Annotated in this window: 17 protein-coding genes; 5 read left to right on the plus strand and 12 right to left on the minus strand. The window is 34.3% G+C overall.

The genetic code is table 11. The annotated features are described in order from the left end of the window. The first annotated feature begins 250 nt into the window (after positions 1 to 250). Positions 251 to 1,765 (plus strand): S41 family peptidase, encoded by a 1,515-nt coding sequence (locus BXY64_RS03755; RefSeq protein WP_120238599.1) that lies wholly within the window; start codon positions 251 to 253, stop codon positions 1,763 to 1,765. 14 nt (positions 1,766 to 1,779) lie between these two features. Beyond that, positions 1,780 to 2,388 (plus strand): M23 family metallopeptidase, encoded by a 609-nt coding sequence (locus BXY64_RS03760; RefSeq protein WP_120238600.1) that lies wholly within the window; start codon positions 1,780 to 1,782, stop codon positions 2,386 to 2,388. An 84-nt stretch (positions 2,389 to 2,472) separates the two neighbouring features. Here BXY64_RS03760 and BXY64_RS03765 read toward each other — a convergent pair whose 3' ends face one another. The 11 genes from BXY64_RS03765 to BXY64_RS03815 all read right to left on the minus strand — a co-directional run bounded on the left by BXY64_RS03765 (position 2,473) and on the right by BXY64_RS03815 (position 11,677). Next, the gene (locus BXY64_RS03765) at positions 2,473 to 3,516 is read right to left on the minus strand and encodes a hypothetical protein (RefSeq protein ID WP_120238601.1); all 1,044 of its coding nucleotides are present in this window, start codon (positions 3,514 to 3,516) and stop codon (positions 2,473 to 2,475) included. 56 nt (positions 3,517 to 3,572) lie between these two features. Then, positions 3,573 to 5,096, minus strand: a complete 1,524-nt coding sequence (lnt, locus tag BXY64_RS03770) for an apolipoprotein N-acyltransferase (RefSeq protein WP_120238602.1) — start codon at positions 5,094 to 5,096, stop codon at positions 3,573 to 3,575. A 2-nt stretch (positions 5,097 to 5,098) separates the two neighbouring features. Next, positions 5,099 to 5,965, minus strand: a complete 867-nt coding sequence (locus tag BXY64_RS03775) for a DMT family transporter (RefSeq protein ID WP_120238603.1) — start codon at positions 5,963 to 5,965, stop codon at positions 5,099 to 5,101. A 20-nt stretch (positions 5,966 to 5,985) separates the two neighbouring features. Beyond that, complete coding sequence (locus tag BXY64_RS03780; RefSeq protein WP_120238604.1) at positions 5,986 to 6,525, minus strand: DUF4924 family protein; 540 nt, start codon at positions 6,523 to 6,525, stop codon at positions 5,986 to 5,988. 53 nt (positions 6,526 to 6,578) lie between these two features. After that, complete coding sequence (locus BXY64_RS03785; RefSeq protein WP_120238605.1) at positions 6,579 to 6,956, minus strand: RNA-binding S4 domain-containing protein; 378 nt, start codon at positions 6,954 to 6,956, stop codon at positions 6,579 to 6,581. A gap of 10 nt (positions 6,957 to 6,966) precedes the next feature. Next, a complete protein-coding gene (gene pth / locus BXY64_RS03790; protein WP_245996587.1) occupies positions 6,967 to 7,611 on the minus strand; it encodes an aminoacyl-tRNA hydrolase in 645 nt (214 codons plus the stop codon). A 183-nt stretch (positions 7,612 to 7,794) separates the two neighbouring features. After that, positions 7,795 to 8,373, minus strand: coding sequence for a 50S ribosomal protein L25/general stress protein Ctc (locus BXY64_RS03795; protein WP_120238606.1), 579 nt, complete (start codon positions 8,371 to 8,373; stop codon positions 7,795 to 7,797). Between the two features lie 116 nt (positions 8,374 to 8,489). Then, complete coding sequence (locus tag BXY64_RS03800; RefSeq protein ID WP_120238607.1) at positions 8,490 to 9,422, minus strand: ribose-phosphate pyrophosphokinase; 933 nt, start codon at positions 9,420 to 9,422, stop codon at positions 8,490 to 8,492. 186 nt (positions 9,423 to 9,608) lie between these two features. After that, positions 9,609 to 10,211: a ribosome biogenesis GTP-binding protein YihA/YsxC gene (yihA, locus tag BXY64_RS03805; RefSeq protein WP_120238608.1), complete on the minus strand. Its 603-nt coding sequence runs from the start codon at positions 10,209 to 10,211 to the stop codon at positions 9,609 to 9,611. 131 nt (positions 10,212 to 10,342) lie between these two features. Next, positions 10,343 to 11,323, minus strand: a complete 981-nt coding sequence (locus tag BXY64_RS03810; RefSeq protein WP_120238609.1) for a type I phosphomannose isomerase catalytic subunit — start codon at positions 11,321 to 11,323, stop codon at positions 10,343 to 10,345. A gap of 51 nt (positions 11,324 to 11,374) precedes the next feature. Next, positions 11,375 to 11,677: a Dabb family protein gene (locus BXY64_RS03815; RefSeq protein ID WP_120238610.1), complete on the minus strand. Its 303-nt coding sequence runs from the start codon at positions 11,675 to 11,677 to the stop codon at positions 11,375 to 11,377. Between the two features lie 89 nt (positions 11,678 to 11,766). On the opposite strand from BXY64_RS03815, the gene udk reads away from it, so the two are divergent. The 3 genes from udk to BXY64_RS03830 all read left to right on the plus strand — a co-directional run bounded on the left by udk (position 11,767) and on the right by BXY64_RS03830 (position 14,393). Then, on the plus strand, positions 11,767 to 12,384 hold the full coding sequence (gene udk / locus BXY64_RS03820) for a uridine kinase (RefSeq protein ID WP_110360963.1): 618 nt from the start codon (positions 11,767 to 11,769) through the stop codon (positions 12,382 to 12,384). 83 nt (positions 12,385 to 12,467) lie between these two features. Continuing rightward, positions 12,468 to 13,190 carry a 3'-5' exonuclease gene (locus BXY64_RS03825; protein ID WP_110360962.1) on the plus strand — a complete coding sequence of 241 codons (723 nt, stop codon included), beginning with the start codon at positions 12,468 to 12,470 and terminating at the stop codon, positions 13,188 to 13,190. A gap of 90 nt (positions 13,191 to 13,280) precedes the next feature. Further along, complete coding sequence (locus BXY64_RS03830) at positions 13,281 to 14,393, plus strand: hypothetical protein (protein ID WP_120238611.1); 1,113 nt, start codon at positions 13,281 to 13,283, stop codon at positions 14,391 to 14,393. A gap of 370 nt (positions 14,394 to 14,763) precedes the next feature. On the opposite strand, the gene BXY64_RS03835 is transcribed toward BXY64_RS03830, so the two are convergent. Beyond that, the gene (locus BXY64_RS03835; protein WP_120238612.1) at positions 14,764 to 15,573 is read right to left on the minus strand and encodes an alpha/beta fold hydrolase; all 810 of its coding nucleotides are present in this window, start codon (positions 15,571 to 15,573) and stop codon (positions 14,764 to 14,766) included. Between the last annotated feature and the right edge of the window lie 226 nt (positions 15,574 to 15,799).

The raw sequence follows: 15,799 nt of genomic DNA on the forward strand, positions 1-15,799 counted from the left end.
TTTTGTCAATATATATGAACTTGTTGAGGCTTGGTCAGTAGATTTTTTTTTTATTCATATGAATGGATTTACACAAGATTGGAAACATTCATTCTTGCTATTTACAGGTTTATTCATCCTATAGAACAATTATTACCGTGTCAAATAAGCATTAAGTTTGTAGAGATAACATATTTACAATGAAAAATATTTTGTTTATAGTTGATTGTGTGTAAATTCACAAGATAAATCAGAATAAATAAAGTAAAAGATGATTTTAAAGCGGATTGTAAATTTTGTAAAGATTTTAGGATTATTGTCATTTGGTATAATGATCTTTTATTTGATCTCATGGTCGTGTACTGTTTCTCCAGCAAAAAGTGCATATCGTTACCATAAAATTGATCCAAATTCTTTAATAAGCAAGGAAAAAGCTCTAAAGGATTTGCAAAACTATTATCATGCTATTAGAACAGCCCATCCACAACCATATCGTTATACAAGTGATACTGAATTTAGAATTGCAAAAGATTCTCTTGCTAAAATAATTAATACTCATTCAGGCGATAGTTTAAAAAAGGTTGAATTGTACTTTTTACTGCGCAGCTTGGCTGCTAAAACGAAAGATAGTCATACCATTATATTCATGGTAGAAAACGAGCCAATCAGTTATTTTCCGTATGGGGTAAAAATTTTTAACAATCGCTTATATGTTGTGGGAAATGATTCAACAAGTAGGCCATTGCCAATTGGAAGTGAGATATTATCGATTAATGATATTGCTTGTGACAAGATTTTAAGCACGTTATCGAATTTTGAGAGTACGGCGTTGGAACATACTAAAAACAATAAAATTGCAAAGAACTTTTCGTTCTACCTATACTATTATTATCAGATAAAGGATTCGGTAAAGTTAGAAGTAAAATCAAATGGTGTAAAAAGTAATTTTAAGGTTAATTTAATGGATAGGAATCCTGATTTTCAAACTAAAAACCGAATAAAACCCAAATATCAGTTTTATCAATTAGGTGTTAATGGAGATTCTATTCCCGTAATTGATTTAAATGATTTTTCAGACATTGATATGGATCGTTTTAAAAAGGAAGTAGATTTATTTTTCGAAAGTCACTATTCCAAAGATTACTTAATAATTGATTTGCGAGATAATGGAGGAGGAAGTGAAAAATATGGTCGTTATGTGTTGGGATATCTTACCAATAAAAGAATGAAAACTTATGAGAATTATATTTGGAAAATGAGTGAAGTGGCAAGATGGCAGATTAACCAAAAAAAGAATAGAAGTTTTTATAACATGAAAGTTCCTTCTGTTTTATGGAAATTCCCAATTCACAAGCTTCATGAATATGGAAACTATATTGAAGATAAACTAAGCATGAATAATGGTGAACTAAGAAATTCAGGACCATCTTATTTTGATCCTCAAAAAGTGTCATATCCATTTAGAGGTGGTGTTTTAATGCTTATCAATCATGAAACGGCATCAGCTGCCCAGGATGTAGCAGCAATTTTTAAGAGAAATCAATTGGGAGTATTAATAGGTAGCGAAACAAAAAATAGCATGTCGTTTGGCGGAAATATATGGGTTGATTTGGAACTTGAAAATTCTGGAATAAGATATTATATGCCGATGACTTATGGCGTGATTGACTTGTCGGATTCTATAAGCGGAGTTCGACCAGATATAAATGTGCATTACTCCTTTAAAGAATACAGCGGCAATATTGATAAAGAGATGAAAAAGGCAATAGAGCTTATAGAGAATTAAAAAATACTGAATTCATGATGTTAGGAAATATTGTTTTATTGATGTTTACTTTGGTTATTGGAAGCGTAATGGAATATAGCCTTCCAATTAGATCTGAAGATGTGAAATTAGTTGAGCAACTAGAGTTAACGCAGATAGGAGAATTTGGTGTAATAAGAAAATCCAGACCTAAAGTTCCGGCACATTATCACACAGGAATAGATATTAAAAGGCCAAGCAAGAATTATATTGATGAGCCTATATTTCCAATTTGTGAAGGTGTTGTGCTTAGTAAACGAGAAGATGGACCATATGCTCAAATCATTATTGAACATGATTCGTATGATGGAAAGTTTTGGACAGTTTATGAGCATATTGCAGGAATAGATGTTGGCTTGTTTGATGAGGTGAATCCAAAGAGGCCAATTGCCAGATTTATGAATAAAGAAGAGTTAGAACGATATGGTTGGCATTTTGATCATGTTCATTTCGAGGTACTAAAAGTAAGGCCAATAAAGTTGGAGGGGAGTAATTCAAAGCCAAATAGATTGTATGCTTCCTACTCTTTGGTATGTTACACAAAGGAAGATTTGTATAAATACTTCTATGATCCAGTTGTATTTTTGCAAAGACATGTAAATTGAAAAATTGACCGTACAATGAAGACAAGAAAAAACGACCAATCCCTGATGGGATTGGTCGTTTTTCTATATGTTATTTTGGCGAGTTTATTCTAATCTCATCTTACAATTGTTGGCGCGAATATTCAATTTTGAGATTGATTTCTTGGAACCAATTTTTCCTTTTGCAACGTAGGTCTTTTTATCTGCAGTTTCTTCGTTCTTTAAGGTAAAATCATTCGAGTTGTCGAACTTCACCGATTTGTGATTGATTTCGTAATCAATGTTACAACCTTCCATAAAGCTTAAGCCAATGTGGCCATATTTAGAATCAAGTTTAATGAAAGAGAACATGTTGTTAATGTTGAAAACATTGATGTGACCAAATTTTAATTCGTAGTCAATTTCGTCACCCAATTGAGCAATTTCAAACTTGGTAAAGTTCGAAGTTCCGTATAGTGTTTCAATCTCTTTCACATCAAATTTATCGCGTGCCGATTTAATGTTTAGGTTGTCGATTACCTGAATGGTGTATTCAGAATCTCGGCTTTCTCCTGAGACTTTATCGGCATTCTCAATTTTAAATTCAGAACCAGAAGCATCCAATTCAGTGTTTGCAAGCTGATTGATTTTTACATTTACATTGGAAAGTTTAAATCTATTGTTGCCATTTAAGCTATTGGCGGTAAAGTTTCCTCCATTCTGATCCAGACTAAATTTAGCGTTGTGATCATCCAGGAATACATCACCATTTTTTTGAATGATTTCAAGATTAACTGAAGCAGGCATTTGCACTGTGTACGAAATCTTAATTTTACCCTTATTGAACAAAGAGTTAGTCAATTTTTTTAATGAAAAGAAATCACCCAAAACAGTTTGAGCAACTAACTGTTGACCTCCCTCAGTAAAATCCACATTAATATTCTCAACCATGGTTTCGTTTTTATCTTCTTTTGATCCGTCAACCGTGATTAAAACTTCGAAATGAATTTCATCTTTATCCCAATTTTTAATCTGTACTTTTCCGTAATGGGCATCTATTTTTAGGTTCTCAACAGACTTGAATGTCTTGTCAATTTTCTTGTATTTTGCTGCGTTAAGCGTTCCGCTTATCATGCAAACAGCTAGTAAAGCAAGTAATAATCGATACATATTGTGTGTTATTTTAGTTTTAAAAAAAAATCTGAATTCTCTCAAAATTAATGGAATTAAAACTTTCTGCCTGATAATCGATGCGTATAAGTACGAATTTTAACAAAGATTAAGAGAAGAATGGCAAAAAACAGGCAAGTTCGGCCAATGTAATCTCCATGTTCAGAATAAAACGTTTTACCACTTAATAAACTCAGATTTCCGCTAAGTATTGTTTTGTTCCACCAACTTGTTTTAGCAATTATCGTGCCTTTAGAGTTAATATGGGCAGAAATTCCATTGTTTGCTACACGAATATAATCGCGACGAGTTTCAATGGCTCTAATGCGGCTAAAGTTAAAATGATGCAGGTAACCAGGAGTATTTTTCCACCAGCCATCGTTGGTAATCATGCAAATAAATCCAGCTGTTTCAGGAATGCGTTTTGCACAGTAATCCCCGAAAATAGATTCGAAACAAACCACAGGCACAATTGCAGTTGAATCGGCCATAAAGTAATCCGTTTCATTTCTACTGCTGTAAGTTCCATTGTAGCCACCTATTTCGAGAGAATATTTGTTTAAGAACCCAAGGTATTTATCGAAAGGAATTCGCTCAAACATGGGAACCAGTTTTGTTTTGTGGTAGAACTGTGGGATAGAATTGCTGATAAAAAGTGCCGAGTTGAATGATTCATCATCAATCTTACTGTGAACTCCAATTAGGAAATTTGTTTTTGGATATTTCTCTTTTAAACTGACTAGTTGTTGAAAATAAATAGATGAAAATGGTTGTTTTTCATTAATTGCCTGAAGAATTAATGTTTCTGGTCCGAAGAGGTAATCAGGTTGAAATGTTTTGCAAACAGAATCGGCCAATCCTATAAATTCGTTAAAATGGATTGCTTGATTTTCAGGAACAAACTTCTCGGTATAAGGGTCGAGGTTGGGTTGAATCAAGGCAAATGTGCGATTACCTGAAATGTTTTCGGACTTGATATCATTTTTAAAGGAGGAATATAGAAGAGGAATTCCAAATAAGATCAATAAAATGAATACCTGTGAATAGCGAAAGTCCTTTTCTCGTCGGATGATTTCAAAAACACAGTAATTGATGAGGATAACCCACAAGCTACCACCTCTGGTACCGGTATATTCATACCATTGTATCCAGGAAGGAGTAGAAGCGAACGCATTGCCTAGGTTTAACCATGGCCAGGCCAAATCCCATTGTGTATGGAAATATTCAAAGCCTAACCAAATAATTAGAAATGGAAGAAGTATGGAGATGTGCAAGGTCTGCCTGGCTTTACTGATCAACCAAAATATCAGCGCAAGCAACATTGAATTTATTAAAATGATGAGAGTAACTCCTAAAAAATGTGCTTGGGCCACCCACCAATACGCCATTACATTCCAAATTGTAAAACTTAGAAATGTGTAGTTGAAAAGTAAATATGGATTATGATGTTCTTTAAGCCTTTCCTCCAAAAATAGTAATGGAATCCATGCAAATATTATCAGGAAAAAAAGAGATGGAATACAAAAAGGAATTCCAAGAAGGATTCCTGAACTTAAAGCAAGAAGAATATTTTTATTCACAATTATCGGTGTGTTAGGTTAACTCCCACTAAGATAATGATAATTGATGCGATTTGTGCCAATGAAATTTGATCTCCTCCGATTACAATTCCCCAGAAAATTGCCACTATTGGAATAAGATAGGCAATGGAAGCTGCAAAAACGTGCGACGATTGTTTGATGAGGCGATTGTAGCATATTACGCCTGCAAAAGTTAGTAAGGCAAGTAAAGCTAACATTAATGCACTGTTGGTAAAGTTTTCAGCTGCTAATGGTGCACTAAGATCCGTAAAAGCTAAGTAAGAACCTGCCATAGGTCCAACAAAAAGGAATGCCAAAGATGCTATTTCGGTACCTGTTAGTTTTGGTAAGGCAAAGCTTATGATGTTAATACTGGTAGCAACCGAAACCATTGCCATAAAAACATAGAAAATCCCTAGTAAATGGGTTGTGCCATGAGACTCACCAGAAAAGATGATGATTAGTGTTCCTGCGAAACCAAGTAAAATACCTCCGATTATTTTTATGTTGGTTTTGTTTTTAAATAATAGGATTGCCATTAATAAAGTGATTGTTGGCAGCATGGCAGTTAGCATACCAGCAATTGAGGAACTGATTAAGGTTTGAGCTTTGGCAAAAAAGTAGGAGGGACCAATGTTACCAGTCAATCCCGATAATATCAAAGGAATAATGTTATCCTTGCCAAGCTTTTTAAAATTCTTAAATATTAATGGAAGAAATAGTAAAAAAGAAAGAAAAACCTGAAAAGCAGCAACCTGATCGTGGCTAAAACTTTTTAAGGCAATTTCCCTTAAAATATATGGACTACCCCAAATGAATGATACCAGTAAGAGTAAAAGCCAGTTGCTTTTTTTGTTTGATCCTTCCATAGATATTTAAGAGCTTGATGTTATTCTTTTTCTTCCTCGAAAGCTTTGTATTTAGCAGTTAAATCTGAAATTAACTGGCTAAAAGTTGTAACAGCAGCAATGGTTTCTTTCGAGATTTCTTTTTGTTGAAGCTTTAGCATTAAAATGCCATACAAAGCAGTAAGACAAACTTCAATGTCGTTGTTTTCTTCTTTTGCTTGAGATTTCTGACGAAATTCAGAAATGTTACCAGCTGCTTTTTCGAATAATCCAATGTAAGCAGCGTCCTTTTTGTTATTCAAAAGGTGCATATGAAAATCGAATAGTTCATTTACATTGTTTTTCAGAATTTGTAAATGTCCACGTTCTTCAACTTTCTCAATTTTCATCATTTCAATCAAGTTTTCGTACCAGGCTCTAATTTCCTGATGCTTTTCATCATCTTGTTTGAACTGGGAAATGATGTTTTTATCAACAGCTTCGATGTCGAATTTATAAGCTCTTAAAATATCTTCAACTTGCCACATGTATAAAATGTACTCGGCCAAGTTGGTTTTTCTTTTTTCCTGTGCTATTATCATGATACGGTTATCAGTTATCAGTTAACAGTTATTACTGCTCACTGTTCATTGTATTATCCTTTTTTCAGTTTATCTATCAAACGACGTTCTTGTTTTGTAGGACGACCTGTTCCTCTTTGACGTTGTTCGAAGCCAAAATTTTTAGTGGCATTTAGTAAATCCAATTGATCTTGTGCTGTGATGTCTTCAACAAAATCAACAGCTAATTTAGCTGACATTCTTTTGCCAGATATTGCTTTAACGCGATAACTTCGAATAATGGGAGGAACACGAATGTCGATTTTTTCATTCAATTTTACTTCTCTAGAAGGCTTAATTGTAACGTCATTTATGCATACCTTTCCTTTTTTACAAGCATCGGCGGCCATACTGCGTGTTTTAAAAATTCGAACTGCCCACATCCATTTGTCAACTCTTACCTTATCGTCCATATCTTGTGGTCTATTTCCCGTTTTTCTTGGTGTTATAAGCCGTCATGGTTCTTTGAATCCCAATTGTACTCATTCCTTTAATCATGTTGATACAGATTTTGTACAGCTCAGGTAGTTTTTCAGACTCTTCTTCACTCCATTTTCCCAAAACATAGTCTACTTGCTGTCCTTTGTGAAAATCATCACCAATACCAAAGCGAAGGCGAGCATAGTTTTGATGACCTAGTGTTGCATTAATGTGCTTCAACCCGTTGTGTCCGGCATCACTACCTTTTGGTCTCAAACGCAAGGTTCCAAATGGTAAAGCAAGATCATCTACCAGGATCATCATGTTTTCAACAGGAATTTTCTCTTTCTGTAACCAATAATTAACAGCTTTCCCACTAAGATTCATGTATGTACTTGGCTTTACAAGAACATATGTTCTGCCTTTAAATTTATATTCGCACATTGCTCCGTAACGAGCATCTTTAAATTCAATTTTTGCAGTTTCTGCAAGTGCATCCAAAATGCTAAAACCAATATTGTGTCGGGTATTGTGATATTCTGCACCAATATTTCCTAAACCCACAACCAGATATTTCATTGGATCAAATTTTTTATCGCTATCAGAGGAACTTCCTTTCCCCAATAATTTTTTCAGGAACTGTATCATAACAAATCCAAAGTTAGAATAATTGTTTAAATCTAAGGATGTGTTTCAATATCAGAATTAAGCTTAAAACCTGAGTTCGATTAAAAATATACATCACAGAATATTTTTAACCGAACTCAGGTTTATAAAAAACCTCCCAAACCTTTAAAGGTAGGGAGGTTATATTTTTTATCTGAGAATAAATTATTCTGCAGCAGCAGCCTGAGCAGCAGCACGAGCAGCTCTTGTAAGCTTAACTTGTACAACTACGGCGTTTTTAGCATTCAATAATTCTAGGTTATCGAATGCAAGTTCTCTAATCTGAGTACTCTTACCAAGACCTAATTCAGTTACATCGATAGGTAAGAATTCAGGAAGATCTTTCATTAAACCTTTAACTTTTAGTTTTCTCAAGTTAACTGCCAATTTACCACCGGCCTGAACACCTTTCGCGAATCCTTCAACTTTAATTGGAATCAGAACTTCGAAAGCTTTGTCTTCAAATACTTGGTAAAAATCAGCGTGAATAGCTTTATCAGTAGTAGCGTGGAATTGAACTTCTCTCATAACTGCAGTAAACTCTTTGCCTTCGATATCGAATTTTACGATGAAAGTTTCTGGAGTATAAAGCAATTTGTTGATGTCTTTCTCGCTAACTGCAAAGTGAATGTTTTCTTCACCACCGTACAATTCACAAGGAACCATTTCTTCTCTACGTAAAGCTTTAGTTGCTTTTTTTCCTAAGTCAGTTCTTAAAGAACCTTTTAATTCTAATGTTTTCATTTGAAAATAATTATTGTGCTACTCAATACCAATATCATCACCAGGTAAAAAGGTTCAATTAATATCCCATCACACGTTTATAATATTTTTACCTAAAATCGGCGCAAAGATAAGAATTATAAAATGAAATTGGAACTGATTGATTCGCAATTGTAAACATTCAATATTGTTTTTGCGAAAATCTCAGCAATACTTAATGATTTAATCTTGTCAGATTCTTCTCTCAATGGAATTGAGTTGGTGAAAATCACCTCTTCCAATGAAGAGTTTTCGATTCTTTCGTAGGCAGGACCAGAAAGAACTGCGTGAGAAGCAATTGCTCTAACACTTTTAGCTCCTTTTTCTTTCAACATATCAGCAGCTTTGGTAATTGTTCCTGCTGTGTCGATCATATCATCAACAATTACAACATTTTTACCATCAACTTCACCAATAGCTGTCATTTCACCTACAACATTTGCTTTTTCTCTTCTTTTGTGACAAATCGCCATGTCAGCATGCAAGTATTTAGCATACGCATGTGCTCTTTTACTACCACCCATATCAGGAGAAGCAACCACAAGATCACTAAGCTTTAATTCTTCTACATATGGAAGAAGAACCGATGAACCGTAAAGGTGATCCACTGGAACATCAAAGAATCCCTGAATTTGATCTGCATGTAAATCCATTGTCATCACACGATCAACACCTGCAGCCATTAATAGGTTTGCCACCAATTTAGCTCCAATTGCTACTCTTGGGCGATCTTTTCTATCCTGACGAGCAAAACCAAAGTAAGGAATTACTGCACATACTTTGTAAGCCGAAGCTCTTTTTGCAGCATCAATCATCAATAGAAGTTCCATCAAATTATCAGTCGGAGGATAAGTTGATTGAACGATAAAAACATGAGCTCCACGAACTGTTTCTTCGTAAGCAGTTTCAAATTCTCCATCACTGAATCTAATAATGCTAGACTCTCCAACATTTAAACCTGCAGCTTCTGCAATTTTAGCAGCAAGGTGTTCGCTGTTCGAGCCAGCAAAGATTTTAATCGGGGCTTTCATTAAAGTATTATTTGTTTATAAATCAGATATGTTTTATTGTGCAAATTTAAAAATTATTGCTGCAAAAAAATGAATTAAATCCTTTAACAGCAAATATTTTGACCAATTGATTTCTATAGGGTTTACCCCTATTTAAAATAAAAAGAAGATTTCTTTAACAGAGATCTTCCTTGAATTTATACGGTATTATTCCCGTGTCATCTTAATTGTTTCTTCGATATAATTTAGAATTTCATCTTTGCCTAAACCATTAGATGATGAACTAATAAAATATGGAGGCATTTCTTCCCATGATTCCAGCATCATCTTCTTGTATGCCTCTAGGTTTTCTGCCAGTTTACGTTTTGTTAGCTTATCGGTTTTGGTAAAAATTATAGAAAATGGAATTCCGTTTATACCCAACCATTCCATAAATTCAGTATCCTTTGATTGTGGTTCATGACGTGAATCAACCAGTACAAAAAGGTTTACCAAATTTGGTCTGCTCTCGATGTATTTAAATATTAATCTTGAAAAACGTTGTTTAGTATTTTTCGCAACTTTTGCGAATCCGTATCCTGGTAAATCCACCAAGTACCATTCCTTATTTATTAAGAAATGATTCACTAGTTGTGTTTTACCTGGTTTCGAAGATGTTTTTGCCAGATTTTTATTATTGGTAATCATGTTAATTAATGATGACTTCCCAACATTCGAACGCCCTATAAAGGCATACTCTGGTTTATCTGGTTTCGGACATTTTTTAACATCCGAGTTAGACATTACGAATTCTGCTGCAGTAATATTCATTGGTTCTCCGTTTTCGTGCGCAAAGGTATACAGATTCTTAAATTTTCCGAAATAAATTTATTCTTGTTTTAATAAAATAAAAACCTCTTCTCAACAATAGAAGAGAAGAGGCAATTTTTATTTAATGAATTCTACTTGATGTAAACTTCAAGAATTTCAGTTTTTCCTTTAGGGAATAGAATAACATTTTCAAGTGCTGCCGGAATCAAAACAGTTTCACCTTTGGTAACTTCTGTGGTAATTCCATCTTCGCTTTCAATTGTGAAATCACCATCCAAGCACATGTAAATTACAAATGAGTCTAATTGAGAGTAATCTTTTTCAATTTGCTTATCGAACTCAAGTGTGTTGGTTGTAAAGTATGGACAACGAACTAATTCTTTAGACTTGTTGATTTCTGTTTCGTAATCAGTTCTGTATTTTTTCTCGAAACTATAATCGATAGCATCAACAGCTAATTCAGTATGTAATTCTCTTGGATTTCCCTGATCATCAGTTCTATTCCAATCGTACATGCGATAAGTTACATCAGAAGTTTGTTGGATTTCTGCCAATAAAATTCCTTTTCCAATGGCATGAACTCTACCTGCAGGAATAAAGAAACAACTTCCTTTTTTAACAGGTTCGTTGTTTAGGATTTCCTCCAGTTTGCCTTCTTCTAGTTTGGCAACATACTTTGCTTTATCAACTTCCTGGTTGAAACCTACGATTAATTCCGATCCTTTATCAGCTTCAATCACGTACCACATTTCAGTTTTTCCAAAGGCATTATGTCTCTCTTTCGAGAGTTCATCGTCTGGGTGCACTTGAATTGATAGTACATCATTGGCATCGATAAATTTGATTAGCAATGGAAATTCCATACCAAATTGATCGTATACTTTGTCTCCCACCAGGTCGCCCATGTAAACTTCAATAAGCTCCTCAAGATTATTGCCAGCAAGATTACCATTGCTAACAACAGAAATATCTCCTTCAACTCCTGATATTTCCCAACTTTCTCCAGCATTTGGCAGAGGAGAGAAGTCTTTGTTTAAAACTGTTTTTAATTTACTGCCGCCCCAAATTTTATCTTTTAGGATTGGCTGAAATTTTAAAGGATACAAACTCATTTTTGTACAATTAAATAATTTGATTGATGTTTTATGTGGCTTTTGGGACTATTAAAATTCGTAGTCAATAACTTTTCGGTCAATTGCCATTTCCTTAATCACTTCAACAGCTTTCATATGATCAGGGTGTTTAGCATATACCGATAAGGCGTCCAGATTTTCAATATCAACATTCACAATAAAATCATATGAAGCATCTGATTTTAATTGGTCGAAACCTATTTGTAAAAACTTGATTTCTGGAATTGTATTATCTAATCCGTCAAAGGCTTTTACTAATCTTTCCTGATAAATCTTCTCCTCCTGTTCAGACCCGAAAGCCTTGAACTTAAACATTGCAATGTGTTTGATCATTTCAATTCTTTTTTAAATAATTAGTAATTTGCTTGCCGAATTATTGCAAAAGTATCAATTTTGCAGCAAACATCTAAATATCATACAACATGTTGATTATTGGAATTGCAGGAGGTACCGGATCGGGTAAAACTACAGTTGTCAGAAAAATTATAGAGAAATTACCACAGGGTGAAGTGGCTGTGTTGCCACAGGATTCTTACTATAGAGATAATGCTGATATGCCATTGGAAGAACGTCAGGAAATAAATTTTGATCATCCACGTTCGGTTGAATTTGAGCTGTTAGTGGAACACATTAAAAAACTTAAGAATGGAGAAGCAATTGATCAGCCTATTTACTCATATTTAACCTGTTTGCGTTCTGAAGAAACCATTAAGGTTGAACCAAAAGAAGTTGTAATTATTGAAGGGATTTTGGCCTTAACACAACCTGAACTACGCGATTTAATGGATTTGAAAATATTTGTTGATTGCGATGCTGATGATCGATTGAATCGAGTGATCAAAAGAGACATTGTAGAACGAGGAAGATCGGTAAATAAAGTGCTGGATCGTTATGAAAAAACAGTAAAACCAATGCACTTGCAATTTATTGAACCATCGAAAAGATATGCCGATATTATTGTACCTCAAGGAGGAAATAACGTAGTTGCCATTAATATTCTTACCCATTTTATTGAGAAGAATTTGATTGTAAAACTATAATTGTTAATAAGATATTGAAAGGAGACTTTGTTTGAGTCTCCTTTTTTTATAACTTTTCACTTTATTTATGATAAATCATTGCCATGCTTAATAAAATCAAAGCCGACAGTTTACTTTTTATTGATATTGAGACTGTTTCGGGAACAGGAGATTTTGAAGAACTTTCACCCAAGCTTCAGGATTTGTGGGAAAAGAAATCTAACTATTTCAGAAAAGAAGATGAATCAGCTGCTGATGTTTATCAACGGGCTGGAATATATGCAGAGTTTGGGAAAATTGTGTGCATATCAACAGGAATGATCACCTACAAAGAAGGCGGACGTAAATTTGTGGCCAAGTCTTTTTATGGGGATGATGAGCGATTGTTGTTGGAGGAATTTGGTGATATGCTTACTCGATTTTGCAGTAAACCTTATAGAAATCTTTGTGCACACAACGGCAAAGAATTCGATTTTCCGTATATCGCGAGACGTATGCTCATTAATGGAATAAACTTGCCAGATATTTTGGATATTGCAGGGAAAAAACCTTGGGAAGTACAGTTTATCGATACTATGGAACTGTGGAAGTTTGGTGATTACAAACATTACACATCATTGGCCTTACTGTGCGAAGTGTTTAATATTCCAACTCCGAAAGATGATATTGATGGATCGATGGTAGGAGAAGTGTATTGGAAAGATGGAGATTTGGAGCGAATTGCAATTTATTGCGAGAAAGATATTCTTGCAACAGCCCAACTGTTTCTGCGATATCAGGGAGAAGATTTGATTCCAGAAGAGAATTTTGAAAGAATATTGTTGTAATAATCTTTGTTATTATACAATAATTTAACTTTTTTCGTGTTTAACAATTCAATTAAAGAGTAATAATCTAAACCTGAAAATATTAATAGAATGAAGCATTCAATTTATAAAAAGCTATCATTAGCCCTAACTTTATTAGGAGCCCTTTCGTTGTTTTCTTGCGGTGGAAGTAGTGGCGGCGAAGAGGAAGAATTTGAATTCAAAGCATCTGATCTTACCAACAAATATTGGTATGCCAATCCATATAGAAATCAAAATTTCGCTACTGATGATGCACTGTTGGTGTATAAATTTAATGGAAATGGAGATTTGGTTAAGCAAGAATATAGTGGTAGAAGGGATAATGATAAAGCGGGCACCTGGAATTTATCGAAAGATAATACACTAACGATAAATGATAAAACGACTGGAAATGTTCGTGAGTATACAATTGATAGATCATCATCAGGTACGCATCTGGTTTTAAGAGGAGGTGTTTCTGTTGGCAATTGGGACTTTTATTCCGATTTGACAGAACTGAAAGATTTAACAGCTGATGCAGCTATAGTAAAAGAAGTTGTTCTGTCGAATGGCAGTTTTGTGAATAAATATAGATATGACTTTGAGGTAAAAGGAGAATTCATATCACAAGCAAAGGTAATTTTAGAATCGAATAGTTTTGAATTGGTAAAATCTGCGAATGCTGATGATAAGGTAGTCTGGAGGTTAAAAGAAGCTGATGCAAAAAAATATTTTGAAACTTTTAAAGGTGAGGAGTTGGTTAAATTCTATGTGAAAATGAATTCGGGTGATGAGTATAAATTTGAAGATAGAATTGAAAATGTAGACATTGAAGCTCTTAATGTTGAATCTGTAAAAAATCCAGAGCACATTACTGGAACGGGACCATTATCAGTTACAGTAGAATGGAAAGCTATTGATAATGCAAGTGCATACTACTACGTGCAAATTTTAAATTCCAATAAAGACGAAAATAACCCACTGGTAACCTCAAATTGGCAACCAGCCTCTAATGAGGATTGGCAAAGTATTGAGCTTGAAGAAGGGGATGCAGGAGATTTTGGATTGAATCTTGGTGATGTTTTTTACGTTAAAGTTGTGGCATATCTATACGAAGAAGGTATCGAGCCTTATCAAGGAGACATTCATGATTTTAACAAGCAGGCAAAATCACAGTATATCCGATCTGGAGGCGAGTGGTAATATAGAAGAGAATATTGACAAATAAATGAAAGGGCTGTATCAAAAAAGATGAAACAGCCCTTTCCGTTTTTAGTACTGATACTTCTTTGGCAAATGAATTCCTCCGCCAGCGTGCGGACTCATCGAAAAAATAATTGACGTGTTCCGCCAGCGGAAGAGCTCATCAAAAAATTAATTGATGTGTTCCGCCGGCGTGCGAGCTTGTCAAAAAAATAAATGATCACTTCCGCCAGCGTACGGACTCATCAAAAAATTAATTGACGTGTTCCGCCAGCGGAAGAGCTCATCAAAAAATTAATTGATGTGATCCGTCAGCGGAAGAGCTTGTTTAATGTTTGAATAAAAGTGTGTATTATCTTCTTGTGTAAAATTAATCCAGCACAAAATATTCAACAGTTTTAACCAGTAATCTAGGTTGTTCTGCATGAACCCAGTGTCCAGCTTTTGGAACAGTGGTGATTTCAGCATAGGGGAAAATGGTTCGAATTAGCTGATGATCTTCATCGGTAATGTAATTAGAGTTTTCGCCTTTTATAAATAGAACAGGAAAGCCTGTAATGCCTTTCCCTTTCTGAAACTTCTCCTTATCCATGCCATCCATAATTTGTGGTAAATATTCACTAATGGTTTTGATGTTAAGTTTCCAAACAAACTCTTTGTTATCGTTTCGTTTTAAATTTTTGAGAAGAAATTGTCGTACTCGTTCGCTTGAAATATTTTCAGTTAACTTTTGGTCGATTTCTGTTCTGCTTTTGTATGCTGATAAATTAAAATTCAACATTGCCGAAACGATATTTTCATGATCGATTGTTTGTGGAGCGTAATCAGAAATTTTTGTGTAATTTTTTGGTGCAATATCGGCTACAATTAAATTGTTTACCCTTTCAGGATAATCAGCAGCAAAAAACATTATGGTTTTTCCTCCCATTGAATGACCTAGTAAGCTAGCCTTTTCAATTTTGTGATCATCCATAAACTCCAGTAAATCTTCTTTCTGATCCTCGTAGGTATGCGAATCGGAATGAGGGGAAGCTCCATGATTTCTTTGATCCAAAATAAATACTTCGAAATTGTTGCCCAATTCTTTGGCAACATTCAACCAGTTATCCGAAGAGCCATATAATCCGTGAACAATGATTAATGGATATCCTTCTCCGACTTTTCTATAATTCAACTTCATAATGGTAAAGATATAATAACCTGAGTTCGAATTAAAACATTGTCACAGTTTACACTGATTTTGAGTAGAAATTTTCGAAGGAATATCGGGATATTTCGAGGTGATTTGAGGAAGTTTATGCCAAAAGCATGTAAATTCTTTGAAAAAATCATTTTCATCTAATCTTTTCGTTAAAAATTCTTCAAAATATCCCGATATTCTTTCAGATTTTTTTTAAACAAATCTT

The organism is Marinifilum flexuosum (assembly GCF_003610555.1).
GTDB classification, from domain to species: domain Bacteria; phylum Bacteroidota; class Bacteroidia; order Bacteroidales; family Marinifilaceae; genus Marinifilum; species Marinifilum flexuosum.